The 15,590-nt window shown below is 61.8% G+C and carries 14 protein-coding genes; 5 read left to right on the top strand and 9 right to left on the bottom strand.

The window, feature by feature from the left end; all coding sequences use genetic code 11:
• Positions 1–35: 35 nt before the first annotated feature.
• The 6 genes from AD662_RS24850 to AD662_RS24825 all read right to left on the bottom strand — a co-directional run bounded on the left by AD662_RS24850 (position 36) and on the right by AD662_RS24825 (position 7,626).
• Positions 36–1,277 (bottom strand): OprD family porin, encoded by a 1,242-nt coding sequence (locus tag AD662_RS24850; RefSeq protein ID WP_018604964.1) that lies wholly within the window; start codon positions 1,275–1,277, stop codon positions 36–38.
• A 152-nt stretch (positions 1,278–1,429) separates the two neighbouring features.
• Positions 1,430–3,169 carry an acetyl/propionyl/methylcrotonyl-CoA carboxylase subunit alpha gene (locus tag AD662_RS24845; protein ID WP_053189901.1) on the bottom strand — a complete coding sequence of 580 codons (1,740 nt, stop codon included), beginning with the start codon at positions 3,167–3,169 and terminating at the stop codon, positions 1,430–1,432.
• On the bottom strand, positions 3,166–4,782 hold the full coding sequence (locus AD662_RS24840) for a 5-oxoprolinase subunit B/C family protein (protein WP_018604968.1): 1,617 nt from the start codon (positions 4,780–4,782) through the stop codon (positions 3,166–3,168). Before AD662_RS24840 ends, AD662_RS24845 begins: the two co-directional genes overlap by 4 nt.
• Before the next feature lie 9 nt (positions 4,783–4,791).
• The gene (locus tag AD662_RS24835) at positions 4,792–5,598 is read right to left on the bottom strand and encodes a putative hydro-lyase (RefSeq protein WP_018604970.1); all 807 of its coding nucleotides are present in this window, start codon (positions 5,596–5,598) and stop codon (positions 4,792–4,794) included.
• Positions 5,595–6,365, bottom strand: coding sequence for a LamB/YcsF family protein (locus AD662_RS24830; protein ID WP_053189900.1), 771 nt, complete (start codon positions 6,363–6,365; stop codon positions 5,595–5,597). Before AD662_RS24830 ends, AD662_RS24835 begins: the two co-directional genes overlap by 4 nt.
• A 28-nt stretch (positions 6,366–6,393) precedes the next feature.
• Positions 6,394–7,626: an NRAMP family divalent metal transporter gene (locus tag AD662_RS24825; protein ID WP_053189947.1), complete on the bottom strand. Its 1,233-nt coding sequence runs from the start codon at positions 7,624–7,626 to the stop codon at positions 6,394–6,396.
• A 271-nt stretch (positions 7,627–7,897) separates the two neighbouring features.
• Between AD662_RS24825 and AD662_RS24820 the strand changes: the two genes are divergently transcribed.
• The 4 genes from AD662_RS24820 to AD662_RS24805 all read left to right on the top strand — a co-directional run bounded on the left by AD662_RS24820 (position 7,898) and on the right by AD662_RS24805 (position 10,951).
• Positions 7,898–8,563: a GntR family transcriptional regulator gene (locus AD662_RS24820; RefSeq protein ID WP_074849481.1), complete on the top strand. Its 666-nt coding sequence runs from the start codon at positions 7,898–7,900 to the stop codon at positions 8,561–8,563.
• A gap of 270 nt (positions 8,564–8,833) precedes the next feature.
• Positions 8,834–9,403 carry a GNAT family N-acetyltransferase gene (locus tag AD662_RS24815; protein WP_053189899.1) on the top strand — a complete coding sequence of 190 codons (570 nt, stop codon included), beginning with the start codon at positions 8,834–8,836 and terminating at the stop codon, positions 9,401–9,403.
• Between the two features lie 88 nt (positions 9,404–9,491).
• Positions 9,492–10,361 carry an acyl-CoA thioesterase II gene (gene tesB / locus AD662_RS24810; RefSeq protein ID WP_018604976.1) on the top strand — a complete coding sequence of 290 codons (870 nt, stop codon included), beginning with the start codon at positions 9,492–9,494 and terminating at the stop codon, positions 10,359–10,361.
• Complete coding sequence (locus tag AD662_RS24805) at positions 10,358–10,951, top strand: HAD family hydrolase (RefSeq protein WP_053189898.1); 594 nt, start codon at positions 10,358–10,360, stop codon at positions 10,949–10,951. Before tesB ends, AD662_RS24805 begins: the two co-directional genes overlap by 4 nt.
• Positions 10,952–11,094: 143 nt before the next feature.
• Here AD662_RS24805 and AD662_RS24800 read toward each other — a convergent pair whose 3' ends face one another.
• Both AD662_RS24800 and ypfJ read right to left on the bottom strand, forming a co-directional pair.
• Positions 11,095–12,042: an alpha/beta hydrolase gene (locus AD662_RS24800; RefSeq protein ID WP_053189897.1), complete on the bottom strand. Its 948-nt coding sequence runs from the start codon at positions 12,040–12,042 to the stop codon at positions 11,095–11,097.
• Positions 12,043–12,927, bottom strand: coding sequence for a KPN_02809 family neutral zinc metallopeptidase (gene ypfJ, locus AD662_RS24795; protein ID WP_018610767.1), 885 nt, complete (start codon positions 12,925–12,927; stop codon positions 12,043–12,045).
• Positions 12,928–13,179: 252 nt separating this feature from the next.
• Between ypfJ and AD662_RS24790 the strand changes: the two genes are divergently transcribed.
• Positions 13,180–14,058: a DMT family transporter gene (locus AD662_RS24790; RefSeq protein ID WP_053182033.1), complete on the top strand. Its 879-nt coding sequence runs from the start codon at positions 13,180–13,182 to the stop codon at positions 14,056–14,058.
• 139 nt (positions 14,059–14,197) lie between these two features.
• Here AD662_RS24790 and AD662_RS24785 read toward each other — a convergent pair whose 3' ends face one another.
• Positions 14,198–15,535, bottom strand: coding sequence for an MFS transporter (locus tag AD662_RS24785; RefSeq protein ID WP_018610772.1), 1,338 nt, complete (start codon positions 15,533–15,535; stop codon positions 14,198–14,200).
• Between the last annotated feature and the right edge of the window lie 55 nt (positions 15,536–15,590).

Raw genomic sequence — 15,590 nt, 5'->3', positions numbered from 1 at the left:
TCGGTTGCGCAGGGACAAAGGTCGCCGTCAGCGGATTACCAAAGTGCTAATGTGTAACTCACGATCAGACGGGTTTCGTCCAGGTCATTGCCGAAGTTCGAACGAACCGTAGCGTTTCTGAGTTTGACCCCGAGGTTTTTTAGCGAACCGCTTTGGATCACGTAACCGATATCCGTATCGCGCTCCCACTCTTTGCCCGTGTTACTGCCCCCGACCAACGCGTTGTCACCCTGGACGTAGCGACTCATGAACGTCAGCCCGGGAATGCCCATTGCCGCGAAGTTGTAGTCATAACGCAGCTGCCAGGAGCGTTCCTGAGTGTTGGCAAAGTCATTGATCTGGACAAAGTTGACCAGGTACGGGTCGCTATTGGCAATGTACGGGAAGGGGTCGTCACCGCTCATGTGTTGATAGGCGGCCGTGAACACGTTGGCGCCCAGGGTGTAGGCAACCAGTCCGTTCGCTGCCCGGTTATCGAGCGGGCGGAAGTTACCGTCATCGGTACTTTTCGAATAACGTAGATCGAACTTCAGCGACTGCTGCGCGGCAAGGGGAATTTCATAGACGACGCCGCCAAAGAACTGCCGGTAGACATTTTCCAGATTGCCGTAGAACAGACTTGTGCTAAGGGCTTTGTTGAAACTGTAGGTACCACCGGCAAAGCGGAAGTCATCACTGACACCGCCGATGCGGTTCCCCGTGAAGTCCTGATAGTCCGAGGAACTGTTGAACTTGATTTGCGCCAGCTTGCCCCCTTGCAGGACCAACTGATCAATGTCTTTGGAGGTCAGTAGCGCGCCTTCGAACGTGGAGGGCAGCAGGCGTGTGTCATTGCTCGATACCACGGGTGTACGGAAGGCGAGTGAGCCAGCCTTTAGAACCGTTTCCGACACCTTCGCCTTGGCCGTCAGCTCAAGTTTGGAATATTCGTCCTGTGAGCCGCGGCTGTTTTTCGAACTGAGATCAGCCGGCAACAGGCCGGTGCCACCGGAACCATCACCGCCGTCAAGCTTGAGGCCGAGCATGCCAACGGCGTCGATGCCCAGGCCCACGGTGCCGGCGGTATAACCTGACTCGAACCGCAACATGGCGCCCTGGGCCCATTCTTTTGCCGCGTCCCGCTGGGCCGTCGGAGGGCCGTTGCGAAAGTCACGATTGAAGTAGAAGTTACGCAGTTCAATACTGGCCTTACTGTCGGCAATAAAATCTGCAGATGCCGTGAATGGGAAAATCAACGCGCAAGTACCCGCAATAGCGAACGCCTTATTGATTGACATGCTCTTTATGCTCCAGATAACGGCAGATTTATTTGTTGGGTTTTATCGTTATTTTGATTGCAAAGTTACATCTACAGTTTTCTGCGGGCAGCACGCGGCAACCGGGGTATTACCCCGTTGCGCGTACTGACTGCGAAAAGAAAAGTTTTAAATCAGTGAGCTGTTTGGATGCGGCCAATGACGGAGCCGGCTTCAAAGTAGTCGCCTGCTTGTTTGGCGATCTGCACCTGGCCTTCACACGGTGCGAGGACCGAGGTTTCCATTTTCATGGCTTCTACCACCGCGATCACTTGCCCCGCGCTCACCGACTCGCCGTCTTTGACGACCCAGGTATGCAGATTACCCGCCACGGGCGTCACTACCGCCTGCGGATCAGCGGCCTCGGATGGGGCCGCGCTTTCGCTGGCGCTACCCGCAGCGTTCAAGCTGACGCCTCGCAGCAGCGCAGCCGGAAGGCCCAGTTCATGGCGCTTGCCGTCGATCTCGACAAACGTGCGCAGGATGCCAGGGTCGGCGGATACGGCGGTACGTGGGGCGAGCGTGATCTGTTCGGCGAAATCGGTCTCGATCCAGCGCGTGTGCACGGCGAATTTATCGGCACCGGTGAAGTCGTCATGGTCCATCACGGCCCGGTGGAACGGCAGCACCGAGGCAATGCCTTCAATGTTGAATTCAGCCAAGGCGCGCCGGGCGCGGACGATGGCCTGTTCGCGGGTGGCGCCGGTGACGATCAGTTTGGCCATCATCGAGTCGAAGGTGCTGGGCACTCGCGAGCCGCTTATCACGCCGCTGTCCAGGCGAACGCCCGGGCCAGATGGCGGCAGGAAATCGGTGATCTGACCGGGGGTGGGCAGGAAGCCCTTGCCTGGGTCTTCCGCGTTGATGCGAAATTCGAAGCTGTGGCCACGCGGGGGCGGCGTCTCACTGAAGGACAACGGGAAACCGTCGGCGATCCGCAGTTGTTCGATCACCAGATCCACCCCAGTGGTCTCTTCGGTCACCGGGTGCTCGACCTGCAAGCGGGTATTGACCTCGAGGAACGACAGGGTGCCATCCTGGCTGAGCAGGAACTCCACCGTGCCGGCACCGACGTAGCCGGCTTTGGCGCAGATATCCTGAGCGGATTGATGAATCCGCTGGCGCTGTTCGTCGCTGATAAAGGGCGCTGGCGCTTCCTCCACCAGCTTCTGATTGCGCCGCTGCAAGGAGCAGTCACGCGTGCCGACGACGACGACCTTGCCGTGTTTGTCGGCGAGGATCTGCGCTTCGATGTGCCGAGGACGGTCGAGGAACTGTTCGACGTAGCATTCGCCACGACCAAAGGCCGCTTGCGCTTCGCGCACGGCGGAGGCGAACAATTCAGCCACTTCATCCATGCGCCAGGCGACTTTCATGCCGCGTCCACCGCCGCCAAAGGCAGCCTTGATGGCAATTGGCAGGCCGTGCTGTTCGGCAAAGGCCAATACTTCGGCGGCGCTTTCGACCGGGCCAGGCGTACCGGCTACCAGAGGTGCCCCGACCAGTTGGGCAATTTTTCGCGCCTCGACTTTGTCGCCGAGCACGTCGATGGTCTGCGGGTTGGGACCGATCCAGATCAACCCTGCGTCGATCACCGCCCGGGCGAAGTCGGCCCGTTCAGACAGAAAACCATAGCCGGGGTGCACGGCATCGGCGCCGCTGCGTTTGGCGACGGCGATCAGTTTGCCGATATCCAGGTAGGTCTCGGCCGGGCGCTGGCCATTGAGTGAGTAGGCTTCGTCGGCCTGGCGCACGTGCAGGGCGTCGATGTCCGCGTCGGCATAGACCGCAACAGACTGCACGCCGTAGTCGCGGCAGGCGCGGGCGATGCGGACGGCAATTTCACCACGGTTGGCAATCAGTAATTTTTTCATGGAAGTTTTTTCACATCGGCAGTTGAAGAGGCTTGCGTAACGGGTTGAATCTCTTTGAAGCCGTCCACAGGGTTGAAGCGAATCTGCGCATTGATAGGGATCTGGCCAGCCAGGTCGAGATGGTAGTGGGCAACTGCGCCGATCACCGGATAGCCACCGGTCAACGGGTGATCGGCGAGAAACAGAACCGGTTGGCCGCTGGCCGGAACCTGAATGGCGCCGACGCAGGTGCCTTCGCTGGGCAACTCATGGTGGTTGCTGCGCGCAAGCGGCATTTCACCGGCCAGACGAATACCGACGCGGTTGGACTGTGGGGTGACGCGCCAGAGCTGGCTGCTCAGACGCTGGATAGCGTCTTCGGTAAACCAGTCGGTACGCGGTCCCATGACCACGTCAAGGGTGATGATGTTGGCAGTAGTAGGCAATTCAAAGGCCGGGGCTTCGTTCAGCGATACGCTGGTTCCCGTGGTCAGTGTCGTAAAACCCAATAGGTCGCCGACGGCGAGCGCCGGGGGGCCGACCTGGGCCAGGGTGTCTGTGGACAGGCTGCCTAGCACCGGAGCGATGTCAAAGCCGCCGCGAATCGCCAGGTAGCTGCGCAGCCCCGCGAGGGGCGAACCCAGGCTGACGCGGTCACCCACGTCCAGCTCGATGGGCTGGTAGTGACTTGCCTGCCATTGCAGACCACTGGCGTTGGTGATTGTGACCGGGGTTTTCGCACCGGTGACAGCGATCACGGCACGGCCATGGCAAACGAAGCTCAGGCCGCCGAGTACCGATTCCACACAGGCCATGTCCGAGCGGTTGCCGACCGCGCGGTTGGCTGCCCGCAGCGCGCCCTGGTCCAGCGCGCCGGAACAGGATACGCCTTGGCCGGTCTGGCCGGGACGGCCCATATCCTGCAGTACGCTGTGCAAACCGGGGGTGATGATTTCCAGATAGGTGCCGCTGGGCGCGGTGGCGCTTGCCGGTACCGTGGGGGCGGGCAGGCCACCCGCCGGGAGCGGGCCGGCATCGGTGAACCGTACTTTATAGCCTGGACGCAGCAAGGCCGATTCAGCGCGGTTCAGGTCCCACATCTGCAAAGGCGTGACGCCGATGATCTGCCACCCACCGGGGCTGGCTTGTGGATAAACCCCGCTGAATTCCCCCGCCAGGGCAACCGCACCTGCGGGTATGCGGGTGCGTGGAGTTTGTCGGCGAGGCACCTGGAAACCGGCACCGCCAGTGAGGTAGGCGAAGCCCGGCGCAAATCCGCAGAAGGCCACGCTGTAGTCATGGGCGGTGTGGCGTTGGACCACTTCGGCACGGCTGATCCCCAGCAGCGTGGCGACCTCGTCAAGGTCTTCACCATTGTAATGGACGGGAATTTCCACCCGGCGATGCTCGATCTCGCGGCGCTGGCTCAGGTCCTGGCCAGCGATACGATTGACGAGCGCCTGCTGGGCAATGGCGCTGGGGCGAAATTGGATCAGCAGCGTTCGTGCGGCAGGAATGATCTCCTCCACGCCAGCAATAGGTTCGGCCATCAGGGCGTCGAACAACGCCAGGGTCTCGTCCAGGTCTTTCAGTTCGACGAGCAGGGCGTCCAGGTTGACGGGTAGAAAACGCACAGGAAACTCCTAGACGTGATAGGTGCTGTCAGGCACATCGGTGATGAACATATGGCCGGGCGCATGGGTAATGGCAAAGGGCACGCCCGAGGCCACGACCGCGGCCTGGGGCGTTACACCGCAGGCCCAGAACACCGGGATCTCACCGGGTTCGATGCGTACGGCGTCGCCGAAGTCGGGTCGACTCAGGTCCTGGATCCCGAGCAGCGCCGGTTCGCCGATGTGCACCGGGGCGCCATGGACTGAGGGATAGCGTCCGGAGATACCGCTCGCCTCGGCCACGCGATCGGCTGGAATCGGTCGCATCGATACCACCATTTCACCCTGCAGACGTCCCGCCGGACGGCAGGCACGGTTGGTCCGGTACATCGGTACGTTGCAACCATCAGTGATATGCCGCACTTCGATGCCGGCCTCTTGCAGGGCCGTTTCAAAGGTAAAGCTGCAGCCGATCAAGAAGGCCACCATGTCGTCGTGTTCGGCCCAGGCCTGAGTGGCGTCGCTGACTTCCTCCACCAGTTTCCCATCACGCCAGATGCGGTACAGGGGGATATCGGTGCGCAGGTCGGCCCCTTCAGCCAGCAGCGTACCTGGGCTGCCGGCGTCGCTGACGTCAAGGATCGGGCAGGCTTTAGGATTGCGCTGGGCATACAGTAGAAAATCGTATGCCCAGGCGCGCGGCAAGGCGATCAGGTTGGCCTGGGTCATGCCCGGCGCGATACCTGCCGTGGGGGTGACCAGGCCGCCACGGTAGGCAGTGCGTGCTTGGCGGGCAGCAGCGATGGCCGCCTGGCGGGCGAGATCAAGAGCGTTCATGGGCGTCCTCCGGCAAAGGGCAGCAAGGACATGTTGGCCTGTTCCAGTACGCGGCGCAGCTCGCGGGCCATTTCCACCGCTGCCGGGCTGTCGCCATGGACACAGATCGAGTCGGCCTGGATTCTGGTCAGGCTGCCATCGATCGCTTCGATGGTGCCGTCTTCAACGAGGCGCAGCATACGTTGGGCGACGAGCTTGGGATCGTGCAGCACGGCGCCTGGTTCGCGGCGAGAGACGAGGGTGCCCTGTGGCGTATAGGCACGGTCAGCGAAGGCTTCGGCGATACACTGCAACCCCTCGTTGCGGGCCAGTTCAATCAGGCTTGAGCCTGCCAGGGCAACCAATATGAGGTTGGAGTCGATCGTGCGGATGGCTTCGATCACGGCCAGCGCCTGGCGGCGATCGTGAGCAATGGTGTTGTACAAGGCGCCATGGGGCTTCACATAGCGCACGCAGGTGCCGGCGGCCTTGGCCAGGCCTTGCAGCGCGCCGATCTGGTAGATCACGTCGGCAGTCAGCTCATCGCTGGCCACGTCCATGTTTCGTCGGCCAAAGCCCACTTTGTCCGGGTAAGCGACATGGGCACCAATGGCGACATTTTTTGCCGCCGCCGCTTTCAGTGTCCGCAGGATGCCGGCAGGGTCTCCGGCGTGAAAACCGCAGGCGACATTGGCGCTGGTCACGACATCGAGCATCGCGGCATCGTCGCCCATGTGCCAGGCGCCAAAGCTTTCACCCAGGTCGCTGTTGATATCTATGGTTGGCATTCACGTGACTCCTTGTTCGTTATCGGGCTCAGGCGACGTTGAGGAAGGCGAAGATCGGCCCAACGGATTTGATTGCCATGTACCAGGTCAGCAGGCAGGTCAGGACGCCCAGTACCAGCAGCCAGCGTGGGTAATGGTAACCGCCCATGAGGTCGGACCGGCGCCAGCCGACGTAGATAAAGATGCTCAAGCCGATTGGCAGTATCAGGCCGTTGAAACCGCCCGCGAAGAGCAGCAGTGCGGCAGGAGCAGTCCCCATCAGGACAAAGATCAGCAGCGATAGGGTGATGAATACGGTGGTGGCGCGGTTGCGACCCTGCTCAGTGATGTCCGGCTTGAACACGGTGATAAAGGAAATGGAGGTGTAAGCGGCGCCGATCACGCTGGTGATACTGGCGGCCCAGAGGATGAGACCGAAGACGCGCAGGCCGAACTGCCCGGCTGCCGCCTGGAAGGCTTGTGCGGCCGGATTGGCGCCCTGGCCCGAGGTGTCGATGACTACGCCGCTGGCAACAACGCCGAGGATGGCGAGAAACAGGATGTAGCGCATGAGGCCGGTGACCAGGATGCCGCCCAGGGCTGCCTTGGTCACTGCCTGGAGATTTTCTACCCCGGTAGTACCGCGGTCCAGCAGTTTGTGGGCCCCCGCATAGGTGATGTAACCACCGACCGTGCCGCCGACGATGGTAGTAATGGTGGCGAAATTGATCTGGTCCGGAAGTACGGTCTGGTAGAGGGCTTCACCCAGTGGCGGGTTAGAGGCAAAGGCCACGAACAGCGTCAGGGCAATCATCACCAGGCCCAGCACGACGATCAGCCGGTCGACGGCCAATCCGGCGCGGTGGGAGAGGAAGATGCCGATGGCCAGCAGGGCGCTGAGACCGCCGCCCCATTTTGCATCAAGCCCCATCAGCGCGTTCAGGCCCAGCCCGGCACCGGCGATGTTGCCGACGTTGAACACCAGCCCGCCGAAGATCACCAGAACCGCCAGCAGGTAGCCACTGCCTGGAATCGCTTTGTTGGCCACGTCTGCGGCACGCATTCGAGTCAGGGTGACGATACGCCAGACGTTAAGTTGAACCACGAAGTCGATCAGAATCGAGGCCAGGATACCGAACGCAAATGCCGCACCCATCTTGGCCGTGAACGTGGCGGTCTGGGTGATGAAGCCAGGGCCGATGGCGGACGTCGCCATCATGAAAATTGCGGCGATCAGGGAAGCGCGTCGCGTCTTTGTAAAATCTTGAGCGGTCTGTGTCACGGCTGTCTGTGTCACGGCATCAATTCCTACGGTGGGAGATATTTTTTATTGAGCAACGAGCGTGCCAGGACTCAAACATCCGCCTAGAAGTGTTGATCTATAGCGTCTCGATTGTTCAACAATCAATTTGCTGTGAGGCTACAATTTGCACCAAATTGTAACCTTGTCACTCGTGGGTGTTACTTAATGATGCAGGCAACACCCTTGCTCCTTGCCATGGGCTGGGCTCTCATGGAACATCAAAGTGACTTCCTCATATTCTGGATTGCACATGAACGACGTTTCACCTTCCCTTCCTCGCTCGCTGGGAGAATCCATTACCCAGGAGATCCGCAGAATGCTGGTCGAAGGTGAGCTGGTTCCGGGCCAGCGGCTGTCCGAAGCGGCCCTGGCCGACAACCTGCAGATTTCACGCAACACCTTGAGGGAAGCGTTCAGGGTCCTGACGCGGGAGGGGTTGCTCAAGCATGAACCCAATCGAGGGGTGACCGTGGCGGAGCCGGATATGGCCTCGATCATTGACATCTATCGTGTGCGCCGTTTTATCGAATGCAAGGCCATCGCGCAGGGTTATCCGCTGCACCCGGGAACACTGCATATGCGCGAAGCCGTGGAAGCGGGCATGCGAGCGCGTGAGGCCAAGGATTGGATCGCAGTCGGCACCGCGAACATGATGTTCCACAAGGCGATCGTCGAACTCGCCGACAGCCCGCGCCTGGTGGTGTTCTACGGGCAGATATCGGCTGAGCTGCGGTTGGCCTTCGGCCTGCTCAATGATCCCGAATTCTTGCATATGCCCTATGTCGACATGAACGTTTCAATCCTGCGCTGTATCGAAGAAAGGCGACCCGAGGAAGCCACCCAGATGCTCGAAGCCTATCTGGTGCAATCGGAGCGCACTGTTCTGGCAGCCTACGAGCGCTGCATGAACCGATAGCGCCAGGCGAGCGCTTCGCAAGCAAAGCCACACCTATCGTTTTTTCCGCTCAGGCCCTCACACCCACCTTATAGTTCCGGGTATCGATGGGTGATTTCCTGGGGCGGCCGCGTGGCACTGGGCAGGCCAAGTCGCCGTTGGTCTTCGCGAGCCAACCCAGCGCCCATGTAGCGTTCGATATGAGCGCGGTCGTGAGCCAGGTTTTCAGCGCTGATTGAGTGACGGATCTTGCCTGCGATGTAGACTCAGGGGGCATGGAGGAGAGTGAAGATGGAGCCGATACTGGAACTGGAAAGCGCGCGGCTGCTGTTGCGGCAGTGGCGCGATGATGACTTGCCGGAATTTGCCGCCATGTGCGCCGACCCGCAGGTGATGCGTTATTTCCCGGCGCGCCTGAGTCGCCTGGAAAGCGCAGCCCTGATCGGTCGCGTGCGGGGACATTTCGCCGAGCATGATTTTGGTTTGTGGGCCCTGGAACGCAAGGACACCGGCGCCTTCATTGGCTTCACCGGGCTGGGTGTGGTCGGGTTCGATGCGCCTTTCACACCGGCTATCGAGATCGGCTGGCGCCTGGCCCGGGAGCACTGGGGCCTGGGGTACGCCAGCGAAGCGGCGTGGACCGCCCTGCGTTGTGCCTTCGACCAGTTGACGCTGGACGAAGTGGTGGCGTTCACCGCCGTCGACAACCTGCCATCGCAAAAGGTCATGCAGGCCATTGGCATGCAGCACGACCCGGCTGACGACTTCGAACACCCGACACTCGCCGTCGGTCATCCGTTGCGTCACCATGTGCTCTATCGCATCAATCGTGAGCAGTGGTTGCAGACCCTGCACGGTTAGCCGACACGGACGTTTACAATGCCCGCCAAAATGGCCCGGGCCACTATCATAGACTGCGCGTTTTTTGCGCTGTGTGAGGAAAGTCTGAATGAGCCACGTGTTGGAAGATCTGGTCGACCTGCTGACCCTGGAACCGATCGAAGAGAACCTGTTTCGCGGACGTAGCCAGGACCTGGGGTTTCGCCAGTTGTTCGGCGGCCAGGTACTGGGCCAGTCGTTGTCGGCGGCCAGCCAGACCGTGGAAGCGGCGCGCCATGTGCATTCGATGCACGGTTATTTCCTGCGTCCAGGCGACGCTGCGCTGCCGGTGGTCTACCAGGTGGACCGCGTGCGCGACGGTGGCAGCTTCAGCACCCGCCGGGTGACGGCGATCCAGAAGGGCAACCCGATTTTTACCTGCAGTGCCTCGTTCCAGTACGACGAAGAGGGCTTTGAGCACCAGAGCAGCATGCCGCAAGTCGTCGGGCCGGAGAACCTGCCGTCCGAGCTGGAACTGACCCAGCAGCGTGCGCACCTGCTGCCCGAGCACATGCGCGAAAAACTGCTGTGCCCCAAGCCGATCGAAGTACGCCCGGTCACCGAAAAAGACCCTTACAACCCGCAACCGGCCGACCCGGTCAAATACGTGTGGTTCCGCGCCGATGGCGCCCTGGCGGATTCGCCGGCCTTGCACAAATACCTGCTGGCCTACGCGTCGGACTTCGGCCTGCTGACCACTTCGCTGCTGCCCCACGGTAAATCGGTGTGGCACAAAGACATGCAGGTCGCCAGCCTCGACCACGCCTTGTGGTTCCATGCCGACCTGCGCGCCGATGACTGGTTGCTCTACGCCATGGACAGCCCGTGGGCCGGAAATTCCCGCGGGTTCTCCCGTGGCAGCGTGTTCAACCGCGCCGGGCAACTGGTGGCCTCGGTGACCCAGGAAGGCCTGATTCGCCATCGCAAGGACTGGGCATGAGCCTGGCCGAGGTCCGTCACTGGGTGTTCGACATGGATGGCACGCTGACGATCGCCGTGCATGACTTCGCGGCGATCCGCGTGGCCCTGGCGATTCCGGCCGAAGACGACATCCTGACCCACCTGGCCGCGTTGCCAGCGGAGGAGGCCGCGGCCAAGCATGCCTGGCTGCTGGAGCACGAACGGGACCTGGCATTGGGCTCCAGGCCCGCGCCGGGGGCGGTCGAGTTGGTGCGCGAGCTGGCCGGGCGCGGCCATCGCCTGGGCATCCTCACCCGCAACGCCCGCGAGCTGGCCCACGTCACCCTCGAAGCCATTGGCCTGGCGGACTGTTTCGCCGTGGAAGATGTGCTGGGCCGCGACGAAGCACCGCCCAAGCCTCACCCCGGTGGCCTGTTGAAGCTGGCCGAGGCTTGGAACGTGGCGCCCGAGGCGATGGTGATGGTGGGCGATTACCGTTTTGACCTGGACTGCGGACGTGCGGCGGGCGCACGGACGGTGCTGGTGAACCTGCCGGACAATCCATGGCCGGAGCTGGCGGATTGGCATGCGCGCGATTGTGGGGAGTTGCGGCGGATGCTTTCGGCTTGAGACGTCGGTTGACTGGTTAATCGCTTTCGCGAGCAAGCCCGCTCCCACAGGGGCCCTCTGTCGATTACAAAATCTGTGTTCGTCGCAAATCCCCTGTGGGAGCGGGCTTGCTCGCGAAAGGGCCTTCCCTGTCGCTGCAAGACTCACTGACCAAACAAAACCTTCAGCCCCTCCGGCGAATTGAACATCCCATCCCCATCATGCCCCACCCCCGGCACTTCGATCAGCCGCTGGTTCAACCCCTCGGGATGGCGCCGGGTCAGGTAGTCGAAAAAGAAACGCCCGCGCAGTAACCGATACGGCCCCTGGGTTTGTGCTTCGCAGCCTTTATCCAGCGCCGGATGTTCCGGGTCGGTGTCTTGTTGCCCGAGCAAATAGACGATGTCGCGCTTGGCGTAGTTATCTTCCAGTTGCGCAGGTGTTTGCCCCGCCGCGTAGGCTGGCAAGTTCTGCAGGCCGTACTTCCAATGATTGAAGCCAGGGCAACTGGCAGGGTCGAACGCCATGGGCCGTTGCGCATCGAAGTAGGCATAGGACGACGGGTTGGCGATGACAAAGCGTGGGCTGATCCGGTATTGGCCGTGGGCGAGCAGGGCATAGCGCTGCACGACCTGGGCGCCGCCGGAATGGCCGGCGATGACGATCTCTTTCACTTCGGGAAACTGCTGCCGGTCACTGACTCGCGCAACGATGTCGTCCAGTACCTGGAACGAACTGACCGGGTTGGGCCCTGTGGACAGGCCGCCGGCCATCCAGTCGTTGCCTTGCCAGCGCAGGAGGTCATTGGGCAATTGATGGCGCGCCACGTCCTGTTCATTGAGAAACTGCGGGGCGATGATCAGGGTGGTGCCCAGTTGTCCGGCCTGCCCGGCAGCCTTTTCGGCGCTGTGCAGGTAGGTGTCGGCATTGCGCAGCCGACCGTGGAGGATGATCAGCACGCGCTGGATGGACGCCGGCGGTGGGCTTACGCCGACGGCCATGGCGCCGCCCTTGAACTGCAGTCGCCCTTGGGCGACCACGTTGACGCCATGTTCCTCGGCCTGGGCAACGGCGCAGCACAGCACCAGCCCGATCAACGCCCCCCACTTCATCTACAGGGCTTTCGCCGCGAACGTGTCGCACTGACTGACCTGGCCCTGGGCGAACCCGGTCTTGAACCAGCGCACGCGCTGCGCCGACGTGCCGTGGGTGAAGGAGTCCGGCACCACGCGGCCCTGGCCTTGTTGCTGCAAGCGGTCATCGCCGATGGCATTGGCGGCGTTCAAGGCCTCCTCGATGTCTCCCGGCTCCAGCCAGTTCAGGCGTTTTTGCGCATGGTTGGCCCACACACCCGCCAGGCAATCGGCCTGCAACTCCTGGCGTACCAACAAGCCGCCGTCGCCTTCCATCTGCCGGCCTTGCTGGCGCGCTTCCTGGATTTTCGCCGACACGCCGAGCAGCGTCTGCACATGGTGGCCGACTTCGTGTGCAATGACGTAGGCCTGGGCGAAGTCCCCGGCCGCGGCGAAGCGTTGGGACATTTCCTTGAAGAAGCTCATGTCCAGGTAGACCTGGCGGTCTGCCGGGCAATAGAACGGACCGGTCGCCGATGAGGCAAGGCCGCAGGCCGAATTGACTCGACCGCTGAACAACACCAGTTTGGGTTGCTGGTATTGGCGTCCGGCCTGCTGGAACACCTGGCCCCAGGTGTCTTCGGTATCGCCGAGGATCGAGCGCACGAACTCGGCCTGTTCATCGTTGGCCGGTGGCGCCTGGCGGGTTTGTGAAGTGGCGGGGGCGGACTGGTCCATCTGCCCGGCCAGTTGCCCGAGAATCTGCATCGGGTCCTGACCGGTGATCCAGCCGATGCCGACGATCAGGAGGACGGCCGTCAGGCTCAACCCCTTGCCGCCGCCGAAACGCATTCCGCCGCCGCCCCCACCGTCACCGCGAGCGTCCACCACGTTGTCACTGCGGCGACCTTTTTTCCATAACATGTGGGAAACCCTCTGAATGACCCTGCGAGAAATGACTGCTGTGGCGATGAGTCTAGCTTTTAGGCGCCCAAGGTGCGCGCCGCGCTTGAGCTGTCAGGCAACGGACACGGGGTTTGGTTCAGCGGTGAGCCAATCCTGCCTGGCTGCGGAATTTTCATTACACTTCGGATTCAGAACTTATCGGTATGCTCGCTGGCCCAACAACTGCATCGTGTGTCACGGCCCTTACATCAAGCAACGCAGGTTTCCCTCATGACCGTCAGCACACCGCTCTCCGGCGTCAATCAGGCTTTCAAGGGCATCGTGCTTATTCTGGTCGCAACGTTCCTGTTCTCCAGTCATGACGCGTTGTCGAAATACCTCTCGGGTTTCTACCCGATCATCATGGTGGTCTGGGCGCGCTACGTGGTGCACACCTTGTTGATGGCGGGTATTTTCCTGCCGCGCTCGGGGCTGCGGGTGCTGCGTACCAAGCGTCCGTTGTGGCAACTGGCCCGGGCGTTGTGCCTGCTGGGCACCAGTCTGTTTTTCACCTCCGCGTTGATGTTCATTCCACTGGCGGAGGCGACAGCGGTCAACTTTCTCGCGCCTGTGCTGGTCACCGCGTTGTCGGTGCCATTGTTGGGCGAACACGTGACACGCGGCCAATGGATCGCGGTGATCTTCGGTTTTATCGGGGTGTTGATCATTGTCCATCCCGGCGGCGATCTGTTCACCCCGGCGGTGATACTGCCGTTCTGTTCGGCGCTGTTCTTCTGTTTCTACCAACTGCTCACGCGCAAGCTCAGCGAGATCGACAGCCCGACCACCAGCAACTTCTTCGCCGGCTTGTGCAATACCTTGGTGATGAGCGCGCTGGTGCCGTTCTTCTGGCAAGTGCCGAGCCTGTTGCACGGTGCGATGATGCTGGCGCTGGGCGCCTGCGGGATGACGGCGCACCTGATGCTGACCCAGGCCTTCCGCTTTGCCGCCCCGGCGCTGCTCGCGCCGTTCGGGTACTGCCAGATCGTGTTTGCCGGGCTGCTGGGCTGGTTGTTGTTCAACCACACGCCGACGCTGACCACCGTGGTGGGTATCGCCTTGATCTGCTTGAGTGGGTTGGCGGCGGCGTGGCAACAGCGGCGGGCTTAACACCGATTGTGAAGGGGGCAATTGTGGGAGCAAGGCTTGCCCGCGATGAAGACGATGCGGTCCTGAGTGAACCGAGGCACCTTCATCGCGGGCAAGCCTTGCTCCCACGGTGGGATAAATAATCCCGGGCTGACTGGTATCAGTTTTCCAGCGTAGGCACCTTGCGCGGTGCCATGAAGTACAGCCAGGTCAGGGCAATGAAGTACATCGCCGGGATCAGGGTGAACAGCACGGTGTAGTTGTTGTTGGTGATCGTGAGGATGTGGCCCACCAGTTGTGTCATGAACATCCCGCCGATGGCCGCGCACATGCCGCCGAAGCCGAACACCGTACTCATCATGTGCTTGGGCGTGTAGTCCATGACCAGGCTCCAGATGTTGGCGGTCCAGGCCTGGTGCGCGCCGATGGCCAGGGAAATGGCGAACACCGCCATCCACAGGCTGCTGGAACCCGCGGCCATGATCACACCAATGATGCAGCAGGCGAACAGCAGCATGGACACCAGTCGCGCCTTGATCGGATTGAGGCCACGGCCGATCAGGAACGAAGACAGGATGCCGCCGCCCACGCTGCCGAAGTCGGCGGTGAGGTAGATGATGATCAGCGGGATGCCCATCTGGGTCACGTTGATGCCCAGGTTGTACTGCTGGTTCAGGAACGGCGGCAGCCAATAGAGGTAGAACCAGAACACCGGGGCGGTGATCGAGTAGGCCAGGGCGAACGCCCAGGTGCCGCGCATGCGCAGGATGCGTGAGAACGGCACGCGGACCTGGTCCGGTTCGTCCTGGGCCTGGATGTAGTCCAGTTCCGACTGTTTGACGGTGGGGTGGTCTTCGGGGTTGAAGTATTTCAGGCCCCAGAACAGCAGCCAGATCCCGCCCAGAGCGGCCATGCACAGGAACGCCGCCTGCCAGCCCCACACGTGCAGGACCAGCGGCAGCAGCATCGGGGTGAACATCGCGCCGACGTTGGTCCCGGCGTTGAAGATACCGGTGGCCACGGCCCGCTCGCCCGCCGGGAACCACAGCCGTGTGGTCTTCACGCAGGCCGGGTAGTTGGCGGCTTCGGTGAGGCCCAGGATAAAGCGGCAGACCATGAAGCCCACCGCCGAGGTGGCTAGGCCGTGGGCGCCGGTCGCCAGGCTCCAGAGCAGCACGGCGCAGAAGAACACGCGCTTGACGCCGATCCGGTCGATCAGCCGCCCCTGCAACACGAAGCCGACGGCATAACCGACCTGGAACCAGAAGTTGATGTTGGCGTAGTCCATCGCCGTCCAGTTCATTTCCTTGGCCAGGATCGGCTGCATGACGCCCAGGGCGGCGCGGTCGATGTAGTTCAGGGTCGTGGCGAAAAACACCAGGGCGAGCATGCCCCAACGGGTCTTGCCCACGGCCATGGCGCCGCGGATCTTGTCACCGATGGTGCCGGTGGAGACTCCCAGGGCGGGGGCCAGGCGGGAACTTTGGGAAGGAATCATAACGTGTACCCGTTTTTGAAATTCTTATGGTTGGTCTGGGTCTGTCCATCGAGGT

This window comes from Pseudomonas kilonensis (genome assembly GCF_001269885.1).
GTDB lineage: Bacteria > Pseudomonadota > Gammaproteobacteria > Pseudomonadales > Pseudomonadaceae > Aquipseudomonas > Aquipseudomonas kilonensis.
The sequence above is the reverse complement of the archived record's forward strand: the minus strand, read 5'-3'. Positions and strand labels throughout refer to the sequence as shown.

Coding starts and splice junctions, on each gene's coding strand:
- AD662_RS24850 (WP_018604964.1), bottom strand. CDS start 1,277: ATGTCAATCAATAAGGCGTTCGCTATTGCGGGTACTTGCGCGTTGATT.
- AD662_RS24845 (WP_053189901.1), bottom strand. CDS start 3,169: ATGAAAAAATTACTGATTGCCAACCGTGGTGAAATTGCCGTCCGCATC.
- AD662_RS24835 (WP_018604970.1), bottom strand. CDS start 5,598: ATGAACGCTCTTGATCTCGCCCGCCAGGCGGCCATCGCTGCTGCCCGC.
- AD662_RS24830 (WP_053189900.1), bottom strand. CDS start 6,365: ATGCCAACCATAGATATCAACAGCGACCTGGGTGAAAGCTTTGGCGCC.
- AD662_RS24820 (WP_074849481.1), top strand. CDS start 7,898: ATGAACGACGTTTCACCTTCCCTTCCTCGCTCGCTGGGAGAATCCATT.
- AD662_RS24815 (WP_053189899.1), top strand. CDS start 8,834: ATGGAGCCGATACTGGAACTGGAAAGCGCGCGGCTGCTGTTGCGGCAG.
- tesB (WP_018604976.1), top strand. CDS start 9,492: ATGAGCCACGTGTTGGAAGATCTGGTCGACCTGCTGACCCTGGAACCG.
- AD662_RS24805 (WP_053189898.1), top strand. CDS start 10,358: ATGAGCCTGGCCGAGGTCCGTCACTGGGTGTTCGACATGGATGGCACG.
- AD662_RS24800 (WP_053189897.1), bottom strand. CDS start 12,042: ATGAAGTGGGGGGCGTTGATCGGGCTGGTGCTGTGCTGCGCCGTTGCC.
- ypfJ (WP_018610767.1), bottom strand. CDS start 12,927: ATGTTATGGAAAAAAGGTCGCCGCAGTGACAACGTGGTGGACGCTCGC.
- AD662_RS24790 (WP_053182033.1), top strand. CDS start 13,180: ATGACCGTCAGCACACCGCTCTCCGGCGTCAATCAGGCTTTCAAGGGC.
- AD662_RS24785 (WP_018610772.1), bottom strand. CDS start 15,535: ATGATTCCTTCCCAAAGTTCCCGCCTGGCCCCCGCCCTGGGAGTCTCC.